Annotated in this window: 16 protein-coding genes and 4 tRNA genes; 19 read left to right on the plus strand and 1 reads right to left on the minus strand. The window is 33.6% G+C overall.

Annotation, left to right across the window (positions count from 1 at the left end; all coding sequences use genetic code 11):
* Window positions 1-171: 171 nt before the first annotated feature.
* The 4 genes from ACIQ2J_RS02065 to ACIQ2J_RS02080 all read left to right on the plus strand — a co-directional run bounded on the left by ACIQ2J_RS02065 (window position 172) and on the right by ACIQ2J_RS02080 (window position 4,487).
* Window positions 172-2,118: a putative porin gene (locus tag ACIQ2J_RS02065; protein WP_396166100.1), complete on the plus strand. Its 1,947-nt coding sequence runs from the start codon at window positions 172-174 to the stop codon at window positions 2,116-2,118.
* A gap of 189 nt (window positions 2,119-2,307) precedes the next feature.
* Window positions 2,308-3,669, plus strand: a complete 1,362-nt coding sequence (locus tag ACIQ2J_RS02070) for a pyridoxal-phosphate dependent enzyme (RefSeq protein ID WP_396166102.1) — start codon at window positions 2,308-2,310, stop codon at window positions 3,667-3,669.
* A gap of 65 nt (window positions 3,670-3,734) precedes the next feature.
* Window positions 3,735-4,304: a zeta toxin gene (locus tag ACIQ2J_RS02075; protein WP_396166104.1), complete on the plus strand. Its 570-nt coding sequence runs from the start codon at window positions 3,735-3,737 to the stop codon at window positions 4,302-4,304.
* Between the two features lie 9 nt (window positions 4,305-4,313).
* Window positions 4,314-4,487: a hypothetical protein gene (locus tag ACIQ2J_RS02080; RefSeq protein WP_396166107.1), complete on the plus strand. Its 174-nt coding sequence runs from the start codon at window positions 4,314-4,316 to the stop codon at window positions 4,485-4,487.
* Window positions 4,488-4,527: 40 nt separating this feature from the next.
* On the opposite strand, the gene ACIQ2J_RS02085 is transcribed toward ACIQ2J_RS02080, so the two are convergent.
* On the minus strand, window positions 4,528-6,186 hold the full coding sequence (locus ACIQ2J_RS02085) for a GLPGLI family protein (protein WP_396166109.1): 1,659 nt from the start codon (window positions 6,184-6,186) through the stop codon (window positions 4,528-4,530).
* A 103-nt stretch (window positions 6,187-6,289) separates the two neighbouring features.
* Between ACIQ2J_RS02085 and ACIQ2J_RS02090 the strand changes: the two genes are divergently transcribed.
* From ACIQ2J_RS02090 to rplK, 15 genes are all read left to right on the plus strand, one after another.
* The gene (locus ACIQ2J_RS02090) at window positions 6,290-7,561 is read left to right on the plus strand and encodes a DUF2851 family protein (protein WP_396166655.1); all 1,272 of its coding nucleotides are present in this window, start codon (window positions 6,290-6,292) and stop codon (window positions 7,559-7,561) included.
* Complete coding sequence (locus ACIQ2J_RS02095) at window positions 7,561-7,782, plus strand: PspC domain-containing protein (protein ID WP_396166111.1); 222 nt, start codon at window positions 7,561-7,563, stop codon at window positions 7,780-7,782. The genes ACIQ2J_RS02090 and ACIQ2J_RS02095 overlap by 1 nt, the downstream gene beginning before the upstream one ends.
* A 72-nt stretch (window positions 7,783-7,854) precedes the next feature.
* Entirely contained in the window at window positions 7,855-8,667 is an 813-nt protein-coding gene (locus tag ACIQ2J_RS02100) for a ComEA family DNA-binding protein (protein WP_396166113.1), read from the plus strand.
* A 26-nt stretch (window positions 8,668-8,693) separates the two neighbouring features.
* Window positions 8,694-9,863 (plus strand): acyl-CoA dehydrogenase family protein, encoded by a 1,170-nt coding sequence (locus ACIQ2J_RS02105; protein ID WP_396166115.1) that lies wholly within the window; start codon window positions 8,694-8,696, stop codon window positions 9,861-9,863.
* A 254-nt stretch (window positions 9,864-10,117) separates the two neighbouring features.
* A complete protein-coding gene (gene rpsU, locus ACIQ2J_RS02110) occupies window positions 10,118-10,312 on the plus strand; it encodes a 30S ribosomal protein S21 (RefSeq protein ID WP_396166118.1) in 195 nt (64 codons plus the stop codon).
* Window positions 10,313-10,429: 117 nt separating this feature from the next.
* Window positions 10,430-11,323 (plus strand): tyrosine-type recombinase/integrase, encoded by an 894-nt coding sequence (locus ACIQ2J_RS02115; RefSeq protein WP_396166120.1) that lies wholly within the window; start codon window positions 10,430-10,432, stop codon window positions 11,321-11,323.
* 23 nt (window positions 11,324-11,346) lie between these two features.
* Window positions 11,347-11,643 (plus strand): ribosome hibernation-promoting factor, HPF/YfiA family, encoded by a 297-nt coding sequence (gene hpf / locus ACIQ2J_RS02120; protein WP_396166124.1) that lies wholly within the window; start codon window positions 11,347-11,349, stop codon window positions 11,641-11,643.
* 95 nt (window positions 11,644-11,738) lie between these two features.
* Window positions 11,739-11,812 (plus strand) — tRNA-Thr (locus ACIQ2J_RS02125).
* A 32-nt stretch (window positions 11,813-11,844) separates the two neighbouring features.
* Window positions 11,845-11,926 (plus strand) — tRNA-Tyr (locus ACIQ2J_RS02130).
* Window positions 11,927-12,006: 80 nt separating this feature from the next.
* Window positions 12,007-12,078 (plus strand) — tRNA-Thr (locus ACIQ2J_RS02135).
* Window positions 12,079-12,138: 60 nt separating this feature from the next.
* Window positions 12,139-13,326 carry an elongation factor Tu gene (gene tuf / locus ACIQ2J_RS02140; RefSeq protein ID WP_396166127.1) on the plus strand — a complete coding sequence of 396 codons (1,188 nt, stop codon included), beginning with the start codon at window positions 12,139-12,141 and terminating at the stop codon, window positions 13,324-13,326.
* Between the two features lie 64 nt (window positions 13,327-13,390).
* Window positions 13,391-13,461, plus strand: a tRNA-Trp gene (locus ACIQ2J_RS02145).
* Between the two features lie 17 nt (window positions 13,462-13,478).
* Window positions 13,479-13,676, plus strand: coding sequence for a preprotein translocase subunit SecE (gene secE, locus ACIQ2J_RS02150; RefSeq protein WP_396166129.1), 198 nt, complete (start codon window positions 13,479-13,481; stop codon window positions 13,674-13,676).
* Between the two features lie 10 nt (window positions 13,677-13,686).
* On the plus strand, window positions 13,687-14,238 hold the full coding sequence (gene nusG / locus ACIQ2J_RS02155; RefSeq protein ID WP_396166131.1) for a transcription termination/antitermination protein NusG: 552 nt from the start codon (window positions 13,687-13,689) through the stop codon (window positions 14,236-14,238).
* 66 nt (window positions 14,239-14,304) lie between these two features.
* Complete coding sequence (rplK, locus tag ACIQ2J_RS02160; protein ID WP_396166134.1) at window positions 14,305-14,745, plus strand: 50S ribosomal protein L11; 441 nt, start codon at window positions 14,305-14,307, stop codon at window positions 14,743-14,745.
* Window positions 14,746-14,751: the final 6 nt, after the last annotated feature.

Below are 14,751 nucleotides of genomic sequence, written 5' to 3' on the forward strand. Positions count from 1 at the left end.
GATAAAAAAGACTATGAGTAACAATAACTCATAGTCTTTTCAATTTAATTAGGTTCAATTTTATTTATTGATTTCTTCGGTTAACTATTGATAAAAGATATTGATTTATTTAGTTTTTTTTTATATTATACTTTATAAACATTTCCTTATTTTTGTTGCTTTCCATTTTATATGCGACAATTATATATTTTCCTTTTTCTTTTTACCACTGTTTTTTCTTTTTCTCAAGAAAAAGGGGAAACTGAGGAACGTAAAAGTCTAGTTAAAACCCCAGAACAAAGAGCTAAAGAAAAAGCCCAAAAGGCACCTATAACTTCTTATAAGATTATTTCTATAGAAAGAGATACTATCATTTTAGATACTACTCTATCCATTAAAAAGGAATATGAATACAATTACCTTCGTAAAGATATGTTTGGTTTAATGCCTTTTCCTAATGAAGGACAAACCTATTCAACTCTTAACTTTGGTTTAAATAAATTTTCCCCTTTCCCAGAATTTGGTTTTAAAGCCAAACATATGAATTACTTAGAGGTAGAGGATATTAAATATTATTCTGTAGCAACCCCATTAACCGAACTCTATTTTAAAACCGTTATGGAACAAGGGCAAAGTGTGGATGCATTAGTAACCTTAAATACTGCTAAAAATTTCAATTTTTCAATTGCTTTCAAAGGATTACGCTCCCTAGGAAAATATATCAACCAATTATCTAGCAATGGTAATTTTCGTTTTACAGCAAGTTATTTTACCTTGGATAAACGATATGCCATGAATTTTCATTACACCGGTCAAGATTTATTGAATGGCGAAAATGGTGGTCTGACCCAACCTGAATTTTTTGAAAACGAAGATCCACTTTATAAAAATAGACCTCGTTTACAAGTCTATTTAAATGATGCAAAATCATTCTTTAAAGGAAAGCGTTTCTTTATAGATCAAATCCTTCGCATTAATGCTAAAGATCATGAAAACAATCTATACATCGCGCACCAATTAAACTACGAACATAAATTTTTCGAATACAACCAAGTAACTCTTAGTTCCTCCATCGGTACAACCGGTTCTACATTCAATCGATTTGGCACAGCTTCATTAAAAGCAAACATCCTAGATCAAACTATGTACGATAGATTTTATAATAAAGTAGGTGCTATATATGAAAATAAATCACTAGGAAAGTTTCAATTTTTCGCAGAAAATTTCATCTATAAATATTTTAATGGGTATGAAAAAACTATGGGAACCACAAGCATCCCAAGCCAAATACAAGCAGTAATAAACACCATTGGCGGGCAATATGATTATAGAAAAAATAAAATAAACGGAACAGTTGTTCTTTCTAATTCTATTTCAACGCAACCCCTTCGCAATTTAGACGCACGTTTAACCTATACCATAAATCCAAAAAATAACATCTCTTTTCAGTATCAAAATATTAGTAAGTTGCCCAATCATAACTATATATTAAACCAAAGCACCTACGATAGTTACAATTGGTTTAAAAGTTTCAAAAACGAAAAAATCAATAATTTGATTGTAAATGCAACAACCCAATGGGTAAATGCCTCCGTGCAGTTGACCACTCTCAATGACCATCTTTATTTTCAAGATACCATTCAACAAACTAATTTACAGTTAGTAACGCCCCACCAATATTCTGGCACCATCAATTACATTTCGCTAAAATTAGCTCGTGAATTCAAATACCGAAAATGGGGCCTTGATAACACCTTTTTATACCAAAAAGTTTCACAAACAGATGCAATTCTAAACGTGCCAGAACTAACCTTGCGCAATACACTTTATTTTTCCGATTATGTATTTAAACGCGCCATGTTTTTGCAAACCGGAATCACCATTAACTATTTCACTAAATACTACGCCGACGATTACAACCCAATTCTATCCGAGTTTTTTGTCCAAAAAAACAAGCAAATTGGCGAATTCCCAATGCTAGATTTCTTCGTGAATGCCCGTGTAAAGCAAACCCGAATTTTCCTCAAAGCCGAGCATTTCAACTCCGCTTTTTCAGGCAATAAATACTACTCCGCGCCCAATTTACCCTACCACGATTTTATGGTTCGTTTCGGATTGGTATGGAATTTCTTCCAATAATTTTTTTATTAGAAACATAAACTTTAGGCATTTTAGTACATGCAATTCCTGCTGTCCGTTCTATCTTTTTCTTTGACAAGAAAAAGGATGCCACTTCCATCAGGGTTAAACGGCAGGCTAATAGTATTAAATCACTAGTTTGCAAGACCATTTATTTATCAATATCTTTGCAATCACAAACAAACAAAAATGAATTATTCTGAAAATATTTTAGGAACTATTGGTAACACACCATTAGTAAAACTAAACAAAGTGGTAGAAGGAATTGATGCTTTAGTACTTGCTAAAGTAGAAACCTTCAATCCAGGAAACTCTACCAAAGACCGTATGGCGCTAAAAATGGTAGAAGATGCCGAAGCAGATGGTCGTTTACAACCTGGCGGAACCATCATCGAAGGAACTTCTGGAAACACCGGAATGGGCTTGGCTCTTGCTGCTATTGTCAAAGGATACAAATGTATCTTTGTAATAACGGATAAGCAGTCTAAAGAAAAGATGGATATTCTTCGCGCAGTTGGAGCCAAAGTTATAGTTTGCCCAACCGATGTAGAGCCAACGGATCCACGATCGTATTATTCGGTTTCCAAAAGATTAGGAACTGAAATACCAAATTCTTGGTACGTTAATCAATACGATAATCCAAGTAATGCCATAGCCCATTACGAACAAACAGGTCCTGAAATTTGGGAACAAACTGATGGCAAAATTACCCACTTTGTGGTTGGTGTTGGAACTGGAGGCACCATCTCCGGAATAGGTAAATATTTAAAAGAAAAAAATCCAAATATTAAAATTTGGGGAATTGACACCTATGGTTCAGTTTTTAAAAAATACCATGAAACTGGAATTTTTGATGAAAACGAAATCTATTCCTACATCACTGAAGGAATTGGTGAAGACATCCTTCCTAAAAACGTTGACTTTTCATTAATCGATGGCTTTACCAAAGTAACCGATAAAGATGCGGCGGTGTATACTCGTAAAATTGCTTTAGAAGAAGGAATTTTTGTAGGAAACTCAGCAGGTTCTTGTGTAAAAGGATTACACCAACTAAAAAAACATTTCACTAAAGACGATGTGGTAGTTGTTTTATTCCACGATTCTGGAAGTCGTTATGTAGGGAAAATGTTCAATGACGATTGGATGCGTGAAAGAGGGTTTTTAGACGAAGAAATCACTAAAGCCGAAGACGTAATTAAAGACCATCTAGACAAACCATTAGTTATTGTAAGAACCGAAGAATTGGTTTCGCACGCAATTGATCGTATGCGGAAATACAAAATATCCCAAATCCCAGTAATTGATATTACTGGATTTGTTGGTTCGGTAGACGAATCGGATCTTTTTCAAAGTTATGTTTCTGATAAAAATGTAGCCGACAAACCAATCCGTGAAATAATGGGCAAATCCTATCCTATAGTAAAATTAGGAACTGCCATCGAAGAAGTTTCTAAACTATTCACCAAAGACAACCAAGCGGTTTTAGTGGATTTAGGAAATGGAAAACACCACATCATTACCAAATACGATATCATCGGTTCTATAAAATAATTTTTTCCCTATTTCTTTATTTACCTGATATAGGAACTAATTCAAATAATTTGAATTTGTATCAAATGAAAGAGAAAACAATTTATATAATCTCAGGTTGTAATGGCGCAGGAAAAACTACTGCGTCATTTACTATTCTGCCAGAAATTCTAAATTGCAAAGAATTTGTCAATGCTGATAATATTGCTTTTGGATTATCTCCTTTTCAACCAGAAAAAGTAGCTTTTGAAGCTGGAAGGATAATGCTAGAACGAATTGATACTTTGCTAAATTTGAATGAAAACTTTGCTTTTGAAACAACATTAGCAACAAAATCGTATAAGCATAAACTTTTAAGGGCAAAACAAAATGGGTATACAATAAAATTATTATTTTTTTGGCTACCAACAATAGAAATGGCAATTAATAGAGTTTCAATGAGAGTCTCTGAAGGAGGACACGATATTCCAACAAGCACAATTGCAAGAAGATATTCTCGAGGAATTGAGAATTTATTTAAAATTTATATACCTTTGTGTGATAGTTGGATAGTTTTTGATAATGAAGAATATCCAAAAATAATCGCGAAAGGCATAATAAATCAAGAAGTTGAAATTCTTGAAAAAACAAAATGGAATTCAATTACTAATTTTTAACTTTAAAATATGAGCAAAAAAGTAGTAGTCAAAATAGATGATTTTCATGATAAAGTCACTAAAGGCTTAAAATTATCATTCGAACGTATGATTCAATCCAAAATTGAAAAAAATCAATCCGTAGTTATTATGCGAGAAGGTAAAATAATTACCATAAAAGCATCTGATTTTTATAATCTATAATTTGTAGTAGGTTTTTTGTTAGTGCAATTCGTGTTGAATTCTACTCTCCAAGCAAAACCCCCGAAACATTCCAAGAACTAAAACTTGGCCCTTCATTAGCTCCTTGCGGAATTTTCACTTGAAGGCTATGTGTTCCGGCTTTCAAATCTCCTAATTCTATATAAATTGGATTAGTAGAAGTCCCAGGACACCAATTAGAACGGCTGTAATCAGAGGAAGATAATCCGTTAGGAAAATTTCCCGATGCCGGGTTGTACAATCGATACGAACCACAATCTTCCCGCCAAGGGGTAAAATGAAATACTTCCTTTTCATCTAAATAAATCGAATTTCTTTTTGGTACAAATTCATCGCCATTTTCCCAACCACCATGCCCCGTGGTAATATAACGAAGTCTTGCGTTCTTCATGTCTTTATTTAAAGTGAATGTCACCACCAAACCTTTATCCGAATTAAACAAAGTGCCATATTCCTGACCGGCCATTTCCATCACATTAGTAGTATTAAACAACGGAATAACTTCTGTCGGTTTTGTTACCACAACTTCTTCTTCTGGATGAATAGTCAAACTCACGTTCACTTTATGTCCACCTTTGTCATAATTCCCAATAAAAGTTCCAATATAAACTTCTTGCCCACTCAAGGCAGCCGTTAATTCGGAAATATCCTGACGGTAGTTAACTCGTTCTTCCCAAATTTTATCTTTTAAGGTGATGGTATTGTATTGTTTAATTCCGAAAGGTGTGAAAAAACGCATCAATTCTAAAAGAGGAGAATAATTTTCTGTAGCAGCAATTCCTTGGTAGTACTTCCCGTTTCCATTGTCATATACGGGTAATGCTTTTACTCCATTTTGCAATCCCTCCAAAAAGGAATTTTTCTTTTGTATAGGAATAAGAAATACCGACCCCGTTCTGTCATAAGCATCGCCATTCGATTGTTCGGTAACTTCCATAAAAACCTGACTTCCTTTAACGATATTCGGAATAGAAACTTTCCTAAGAATAATTGTTCCATTAGCAAACCGAATAATACTATCGTTGGATTTGGAGGTATCCGAAAAATTAATTATTTCCTCTTTAAATATTGAGATAGTAGTAAATCGACTTTTCCAAAGTTCATCTCTATAAGTCAATAAATCCAAAGTTTTTTCAGTTTTTACTTCTGCTACCGGAAATTGTTTTAGTTTCTCTATTTTAGTTGCTGTAATCACAAAGTTTCCATTACGGTTCGTCTCAAGAACTAACCCCAAGTTTTGTCCTAAAATAGATGGCGCTCCTTTTATAAGTACTTCCGTGGTGTACCATATTTCGATGGTGTTGGAGTTGATAATTGTTTTGGCTTTTTTACAGTTGTAACCCAAAATTTTCTTGCTTTCTGGCAGTAATTCAAAAGTTTGTTTTTCTAAAGAAGCACTGTCAATAGTAGCGATAGATTTGTGCTCGTTTAGTTTCGCCATTTGAATCACGGCATTGTTTTTTCTATTAATAGTAGAAAATTCAAAAGGATAAACGGCTTTATTATCTAAAATTGATTGTGTAGTTAGAGTACTTTGCGTAGCATTTGAAAAAACAATAATAGGGTCTTGATTTTCAACTAATTTCCCATTGGAACTTTTTACGTAAGTAATTTTATAATTGGCTTGACCAAAAGTTGCAAGGGATAGAAAGCAAATTAATATTACAATTAAGTTTTTCATTTTAATGATTTTGAAATACAAATATAAGCGTTGAAAATTTAGTAATGAAAATTTGCGCAATTCAATTCAAAAAAGTAACTTAGTGTTGAATGTTTTTATCTCTATGAAGGAAGATTTTATCCATTACGTTTGGCAATACAAGAAGTACGATTTCTCCAATCTAAAAACCACACATGGGGAAGATTTAACCATTGTGCATTCTGGGAATTATTTACAAAAAGAAGGCCCTGATTTTTTTAATGCACAACTAGTTTTGGATAACCAAAAATGGGCTGGAAATATTGAAATCCATCTCAAATCTTCGGATTGGTATTTGCACCAGCACGAAAAAGATGCTAATTACAACAACGTAATTCTTCATGTGGTTTGGGAACACGATGCGCCAATTTTCAGAAAAGACAATTCCGAAATTCCAGTTTTAGAAATAAAAAAATATGTTTCCAAAGAAGAACTTCATCGGTACCAAGAATTGGCTACTAAAAAATCGTGGCTATTTTGTGAAAATCAAATCCAAGAAGTAGACTCTTTCGTATTTCTAAATTGGCAAGAACGTTTGTTTTTAGAACGACTCGAACGAAAAGCAACTCCAATCCAACAATTGCTACAAGAAACCGATAACGATTGGGAAGCAGTTTTGTTTTGTATGTTGGCCAAAAACTTCGGGTTGAATACCAACGGAGAAACCTTTTTAAAAATCGCCAAATCCATCACTTTTTCTTTGATTCGAAAAGAAGCCTTAGAAGTGATGTATCTCGAAGCCTTACTTTTCGGTCAAGCCGATATGATTCCGGAGGCGGTGGAAGACACCTACCCGAAGGAACTAAAATCATGGTACGATTACATAGCATTGAAATACAAATTGAAGAAACCAATTCTCGAGCCCGTTCAGTTTTTTCAACACCGGCCAGATAATTTCCCAACCATCCGACTGGCGCAATTAGCAATGTTGTACCATTTGCAACGGAATTTATTTTCTAAAATAATTGCCACCAAAAATCCTGAAGAAATTTATGCTATTTTCGAATTAGCTGTAAGTGATTATTGGAAAACACATTATAATTTTGATAAACCCAGCCCAAAAAAAGACAAGATTTTATCCAAATCCTTTATAGACTTAGTAATCATTAATACTATTATTCCCATTCAATTTGCCTTTGCTCAAAGCCAAGGAAAGGAAAATGTAGAGACTATAATCGAATTACTTTCTAATATTTCCGCCGAGAAAAACAGCATTATAGAAAAGTTTAGTACATTTGGTATTAAATCTAATAATGCCTTCGAATCGCAGTCGTTGTTGCAACTCAAGAACGAATATTGCAATGCTCAAAAATGTTTGCAATGTGCCATTGGCTTAGAACTTCTAAAAAATAAATAATGATTACTAATATTCGTTACTTTTTTGAAAAACATGGATTTCACGTGTCCTCGCGCTTGGCCGACAAGTTAGGGATGCGGGCAACTAGTGTCCGCTTGTTCTTTATCTATATATCTTTTATAACTGTGGGTTTGGGGTTCGGATTTTATTTAACTTTAGCTTTTTGGATAAAGCTAAAAGATTTGATTCGAGCAAAACGAACCTCTGTTTTTGACTTGTAAATTTTGGAATCTTCTTTCAACATAAAAACCCTCTTTAATTTTTCGAAAGACCAGCGAAAAGGAATTCTCGTTTTGTTCTTTATTATAATAACATTACAGTTGGTTTATTGTTTGATGGATTTTAATCCGATACACCAAACGTCTTCCCAAGAACAGCATTGGATTTCCTTACAAAATAAATTAGACAGTACTAAAGCAGTTAATCCGAAACAGGAATATAAAGAATATTCTTATAATCCGAACTTCATTTCCGATTTTAAAGCCTATAAATTAGGAATGACGCTTCCGCAAATAAACCGCTTACGTGCATTTAGGGAACTAAACAAATTTGCTAATTCTCCAGAAGAATTTCAAGCCGTTACTGGAATTTCCGATTCTTTGTTGGAAGCAATGGCACCGAATTTTAAATTTCCTGATTGGGTGAACAATCCTCGATCTAGTTCGTATCCAAAATCCAAATGGAAAGAATTTCCTAAAAAAGAAACCTTAAAGATTTTAGACATCAATCAAGCCTCGAAAGAAGATTTGATGAAGGTTTTTGGAATTGGGGACGCAATATCCGATAGGATTTTGAAACAAAAAGAAATCTTTGGAGGCTTTGTTTCTATGGATCAAATGACTGATATATGGGGTTTAACTCCCGAAGTTATTGCAGAAATAGATAAATATTTTATTATAGAATCTCTTACAAAAATCAAAAAAATCAACATTAATACAGCTTCTATCAAAGAATTAGGTCAGTTTTATTATTTTAAATATCCAATTTCTAAAAATATCGTAACGTACAGAAGTATGAATGGTGATATTAAAATTGAGGATTTGTCAAATATTAAAGGTTTTCCTGTTGATAAATTAAAAATAATTGCCTTATATTTGGAATTCTAAAAAAATACAATAAAAAAGAGCCCTATATGAATTCGATTTACTTTACAGAAGAGCATGAATTATTTAGAAAAAGTTTAAAAGACTTTTTGCAAAAAGAAGTAGTTCCCCATATTGAAAAATGGGAAAAAACAGGTACAATCGAACGCTTTATTTGGAAGAAATTCGGTGAAATGGGTTTCTTCGGAATTGCTTATCCGGAAGCTTATGGAGGTATGAATTTAGATTTATTTTATACCGTAGTGTTTCTTGAAGAACTTCAAAAAATTAAATCCTCTGGTTTTGCTGCTGCTATGTGGGCACATGCTTATTTGGCAATGACACATTTAAATGCCGAAGGAGATGAACGAATTAAACAAGATTATTTAGCGCCAAGTATTTCGGGCGATAAAATTGGTGCCTTGTGTATCACCGAGCCTTTTGGCGGAAGCGATGTTGCAGGCATGCGAACCACAGCGGTAAAAGTTGGAAATAAATATGTAATAAATGGATCTAAAACCTTTATTACCAATGGCGTTTATGCCGATTATTACATAGTGGCTGCCAAAACAAGTCCGGAACTTGGAAATAAAGGAATCAGTATTTTCTTGATGGATACCAATTTGAAAGGAATTTCGGCTACGAAGTTAGATAAATTAGGTTGGAGAGCATCCGATACTGCAGAAATTGCATTCGACAATGTTGAAATTCCAGAAGAAAATTTAATGGGAGAAGAAGGAAAAGGCTTTCCGTATATCATGCAGCATTTTGCTTTAGAGCGTTTAATTATGGCAATCAACGCGCATGCAAGAGCAGAATATGCCATAGATTATACGATTGATTATATGTCACAACGAGAAGCATTTGGAACTACAATCAACAAGTTTCAAGCACTTAGACACACTATGGTTGAACATGCTACCGAAGTTGAGCATTGCAAAATATTTAATTACGCGGCTGTTGCCCGATTAAATAAAGGAGAATATGTAGTGAAAGAAGCCACTATGGCTAAATTAAAATCTACCAAAGTATCGGATGAAACTATTTATAGTTGTCTTCAAATGTTAGGTGGTTATGGTTATATGGAAGAATATCCATTAGCACGATTGTTAAGAGATAGCCGTCTAGGACCAATTGGCGGTGGAACTTCTGAAATTTTGAAAGAAATTTTATCCAAAATGATAATTGACAAGCAAAATTATAAGCCAGCGGTGAAATAATAAATTTTTCTATAGAAAATAGAGAAAAGAAAATAGAGAAAAGAAATAGAGAAAAGAAAATAGAATATAGAAAACAGAGTCAAGCGAATTATTGTTTGACTCTATTTTAGTATATGTTTTTTCTGCTTTAAGACAATGTTTGTTAGTACAAAGTCTATTTTCTATATTATTTTCTCTATTTTCTTAAATTTTCTCTTTTTTAATTCAAAATAAATGTTACTTTTGCACCCTTAACGAGAGGGGGTGTCTATATTATGTTAATTATACCAATTAAAGACGGAGAAAATATCGATAGAGCATTAAAGCGCTATAAAAGAAAATTTGATAAAACAGGAACTGTTCGTCAGTTACGTGCGCGTCAAGCATTCATCAAACCTTCTGTTAGTAATAGAATGAAGTTTCAAAAAGCAGCTTACATTCAAAACATGAAAGACGGATTAGAAAGTTAGTAATTAATTTTCTTAAAAATATAATCGTTAGTAATTAAAGTTTCATAACTTTGTTACTAACGATTTTTGATTTTTAGCAAAACCTTAATTTGCAAATTAAATTCGCATCCCTCATTTATGGATAATCTAAAAGCGTTTCAAGAGTACCTTCAGCTCGAAAAAAACTATTCCTTGCACACTGTTACTGCGTATGGAAATGACTTGCTTTTTTTTCAAGAGTTTTTAAAAAACAATTTCGATCAAGATTTATTAGAGAATGTAAATTACAGCATGATACGAAGCTGGATAGTTTCTATGGTGGATACTGGAATTTCAAATAGTTCTGTAAATAGAAAAATTGCATCACTTAAAGCCTTCTATAAATTCTTACTAAAAACAAAACAAATAGAATCTAGTCCTTTATTAAAACATAAATCCTTAAAAACGCCTAAGAAATTACAGATTCCTTTTTCGGAAAATGAATTGGATATGGTTTTAAATAATCTAAAATTCCCCGAAGGTTATGAAGGAATTCGGGATAAATTAATAATTGACCTATTTTACACCACCGGAATCCGTAGAATTGAGTTAATTAATTTAAAGATGCAAAATGTTGATTTGCAAAATGGTACCCTTAAAGTATTAGGTAAAAGAAATAAAGAACGAATAGTTCCAATTATACCAATTTTAGCAAGTCAAATTAAATTATATTTATCTGAAAGATCTCATTTAGAAAGTATTAAAGATGTCGACTATTTTTTCTTATTGTTAAAAGGAGTTAAATTAAACGATTCATTTGTGTATCGATTAATAAATCATTACTTTAGTCATGTTTCCGAAAAGGTAAAAAAGAGTCCGCACATTTTGCGTCACACCTTTGCAACGCACCTTTTAAACAACGGAGCCGATTTGAATTCAGTGAAAGAATTACTAGGGCATGCCAGTTTAGCTTCCACCCAAGTCTACACCCATAGTAGTTTGTCGGAATTAAAAAAAATATACGGACAAGCGCATCCCAGAAACAAAAAATAAGTATAACCATTAATATAAAAATCATGAAGGTAAATGTAAACGCAGTAAATTTTGCAGCAGACAGAAAGTTGGTTGATTTTACTCAACTAAGAATGGATAAATTAGATAAATATTATGATAAGATAGTTTCTTCAGAAGTTTATTTTAAAGTTGAGAATACTAGCGATAAAGAAAACAAGATTGTTGAAGTAAAAGTTCATGTTCCTGGAGATGAATTATTGGTTAAAAAAAAATGTAAAACATTTGAAGCGGCATTAGAATTAGCTGCCGAATCTCTAGAAAGACAATTGTTAAAAAGAAAAGACAAAGTAAGAGTATAAATTTAATAAATTTTTTTCAAAAAATATTTTGATTAAAAAATAAAATGTCTACATTTGCAGTCCGTTAGAAATAGCGGACTTTTTTTATTGTATATGCCAGCGTAGCTCAGTTGGCTAGAGCAGCTGATTTGTAATCAGCAGGTCGTGGGTTCGAGTCCCTCCGCCGGCTCAAAGCCAGTAAGGTATTATATAGAAAAAGTTGGGGAGATACTCAAGCGGCCAACGAGGGCAGACTGTAAATCTGCTGACTACGTCTTCGCAGGTTCGAATCCTGCTCTCCCCACAAAATGAAAGTTTAAAGTTTCAAGTTTCAGGTTGTTTATAAAAACATGAAACTTTAAACATGAAACAGAAAACTTTACTGCCGACTTAGCTCAGGGGTAGAGTGCTTCCTTGGTAAGGAAGAGGTCACGGGTTCAATTCCCGTAGTTGGCTCAAGAATTTGAAATTTGAACACTAATAAATATATAATAACTAAGTTAAAAATTAATTAAAATGGCAAAAGAAACCTTTAACCGTAACAAACCCCACTTAAACATTGGAACAATTGGGCACGTCGATCACGGAAAAACAACTTTAACTGCAGCAATAACTAAAGTGTTATCTGATGCTGGTTACTGTCAAGCAAAATCATTTGATCAAATTGATAATGCTCCAGAAGAAAAAGAAAGAGGTATTACTATTAATACATCGCACGTTGAGTATGAAACTGCTAATCGTCACTACGCTCACGTAGACTGTCCAGGTCACGCGGATTACGTAAAGAACATGGTTACAGGTGCTGCTCAAATGGACGGTGCTATTTTAGTAGTAGCTGCAACAGACGGACCAATGCCACAAACACGTGAGCACATCCTTTTAGGACGTCAAGTTGGTATTCCTCGTATGGTTGTATTCATGAATAAAGTGGATATGGTTGATGATGCGGAATTGTTAGAATTAGTTGAAATGGAAATTAGAGATTTATTATCTTTCTACGAATATGATGGAGATAATGGTCCTGTAGTTCAAGGTTCAGCTTTAGGAGGATTAAATAATGATCCTGCTTGGGTTCCTAAAATTATTGAATTAATGGAAGCTGTTGATAGTTGGATTGAAGAGCCAATTCGTGATACTGAAAAACCATTCTTAATGCCAGTTGAGGATGTATTTACAATTACTGGTCGTGGAACTGTTGCTACAGGTCGTATCGAAACAGGAGTTTGTAATACAGGTGATCCAGTAGAAATTATTGGTATGGGAGCTGAAAAATTAACTTCAACTATTACAGGTATCGAAATGTTCCGTCAAATCTTGGATAGAGGTGAGGCTGGAGATAATGCAGGTATCTTGTTAAGAGGTGTTGCTAAAGAAGATATTAAAAGAGGAATGGTTATTGTTAAGCCAGGTTCTGTTAAACCACACGCTAAATTTAAAGCTGAGGTTTATATCTTGAAAAAAGAAGAAGGTGGTCGTCATACGCCATTCCATAATAACTACCGTCCACAGTTTTACGTACGTACAACTGACGTAACAGGAGTTATTACTTTACCTACAGGGGTAGAGATGGTTATGCCAGGAGATAACTTAACTATTGATGTTGCTTTATTAAGCCCAATCGCTATGAACGTAGGATTACGTTTTGCTATCCGTGAAGGTGGTAGAACAGTAGGTGCTGGTCAAGTAACTGAAATTGTAGAATAAATTTAAATTAAATAAAAATGCAGCAGAGAGTCTTTTTAGACTTCTCTGCTGGTTTTTATAAATTACGGGCGTAGTTCAAGGGTAGAATAGCGGTCTCCAAAACCGTTGATGGGGGTTCGAATCCCTCCGCCCGTGCAAAAAAATATATCATTATGTCAAAAGTGTTTAATTATTTTTCGGAAGCATTTGAAGAATTAAAATCAAATGTAACATGGCCAGAATGGGCTGAAGTTCAAAGATTAACTATTGTTGTTGCTCTTTTCTCAGTGATATTTGCTTTGGCTACATGGGGAGTTGATGAGCTTTGTTCTAGAGCCATATCTGGTTTTTTCAAATTGATTAAAGGATAATTTTTTCGATATGGCTGATAATAATGTGAAGAAATGGTATGTTGTAAGAGCTGTTAGTGGACAGGAAAATAAAGTGAAAGCTTATATTGAAACTGAAATTAGCCGTTTAGGAATGAGTGATTATATATCGCAAGTATTAGTCCCTACTGAAAAAGTAGTCCAAGTAAAAGATGGAAAAAAAATATCTAAGGATAAAGTGTATTTTCCTGGATATGTCATGATTGAAGCTAATCTAATTGGAGAAATCCCTCATATTATTAAATCGATAACAGGTGTTATTGGTTTCTTAGGAGAAGTTAAAGGAGGAGATCCTGTTCCGTTACGATTATCTGAAGTGAATAGAATGCTAGGTAAAGTAGATGAGTTAGCGGTTAACGTAGACACACAATCTATTCCTTTCAAACTTAACGAAACAATTAAGGTTATTGATGGACCTTTCAATGGATTCAATGGAACTATTGAAAAAATCAATGAAGAAAAGCGTAAACTTGAAGTAATGGTTAAAATTTTCGGAAGAAAAACACCGTTAGAATTGAGCTTTATGCAAGTTGAAAAAGTATAATTTTTGTTACATATATAATAAACCGCATCAATCGCTTCCAATTGAGAGATGTAAAATTTTTAAGAAATGGCTAAAGAAATTAGTAAAGTAGTTAAACTACAAGTTAAGGGAGGTGCTGCGAACCCGTCGCCACCGGTTGGACCTGCTTTGGGAGCTGCTGGAGTTAACATCATGGAGTTCTGTAAGCAATTTAATGCTAGAACTCAAGATCAACCCGGCAAAATTTTACCAGTACAAATTACTGTGTATAAAGACAAATCGTTTGATTTTGTTGTAAAAACTCCACCTGCTGCTATTCAATTATTGGATGCTGCTAAATTGAAATCCGGTTCAGGCCAGCCTAATAGAAAAAAAGTTGCAAACGTAACTTGGGATCAAATTAAGGCTATTGCTGAAGACAAGATGGTTGATTTAAATGCTTTCACAATTGAAAAAGCGATGAGCATGATTGCTGGAACAGCTAGATCTATGGGTATAACTGTAACAGGAGATTCTCCTCTAAATTAAGGTAAG

Origin of the sequence: Flavobacterium sp. (assembly GCF_044357305.1) — a bacterium.
In the GTDB taxonomy this organism is placed as follows: Bacteria; Bacteroidota; Bacteroidia; order Flavobacteriales; family Flavobacteriaceae; genus Flavobacterium.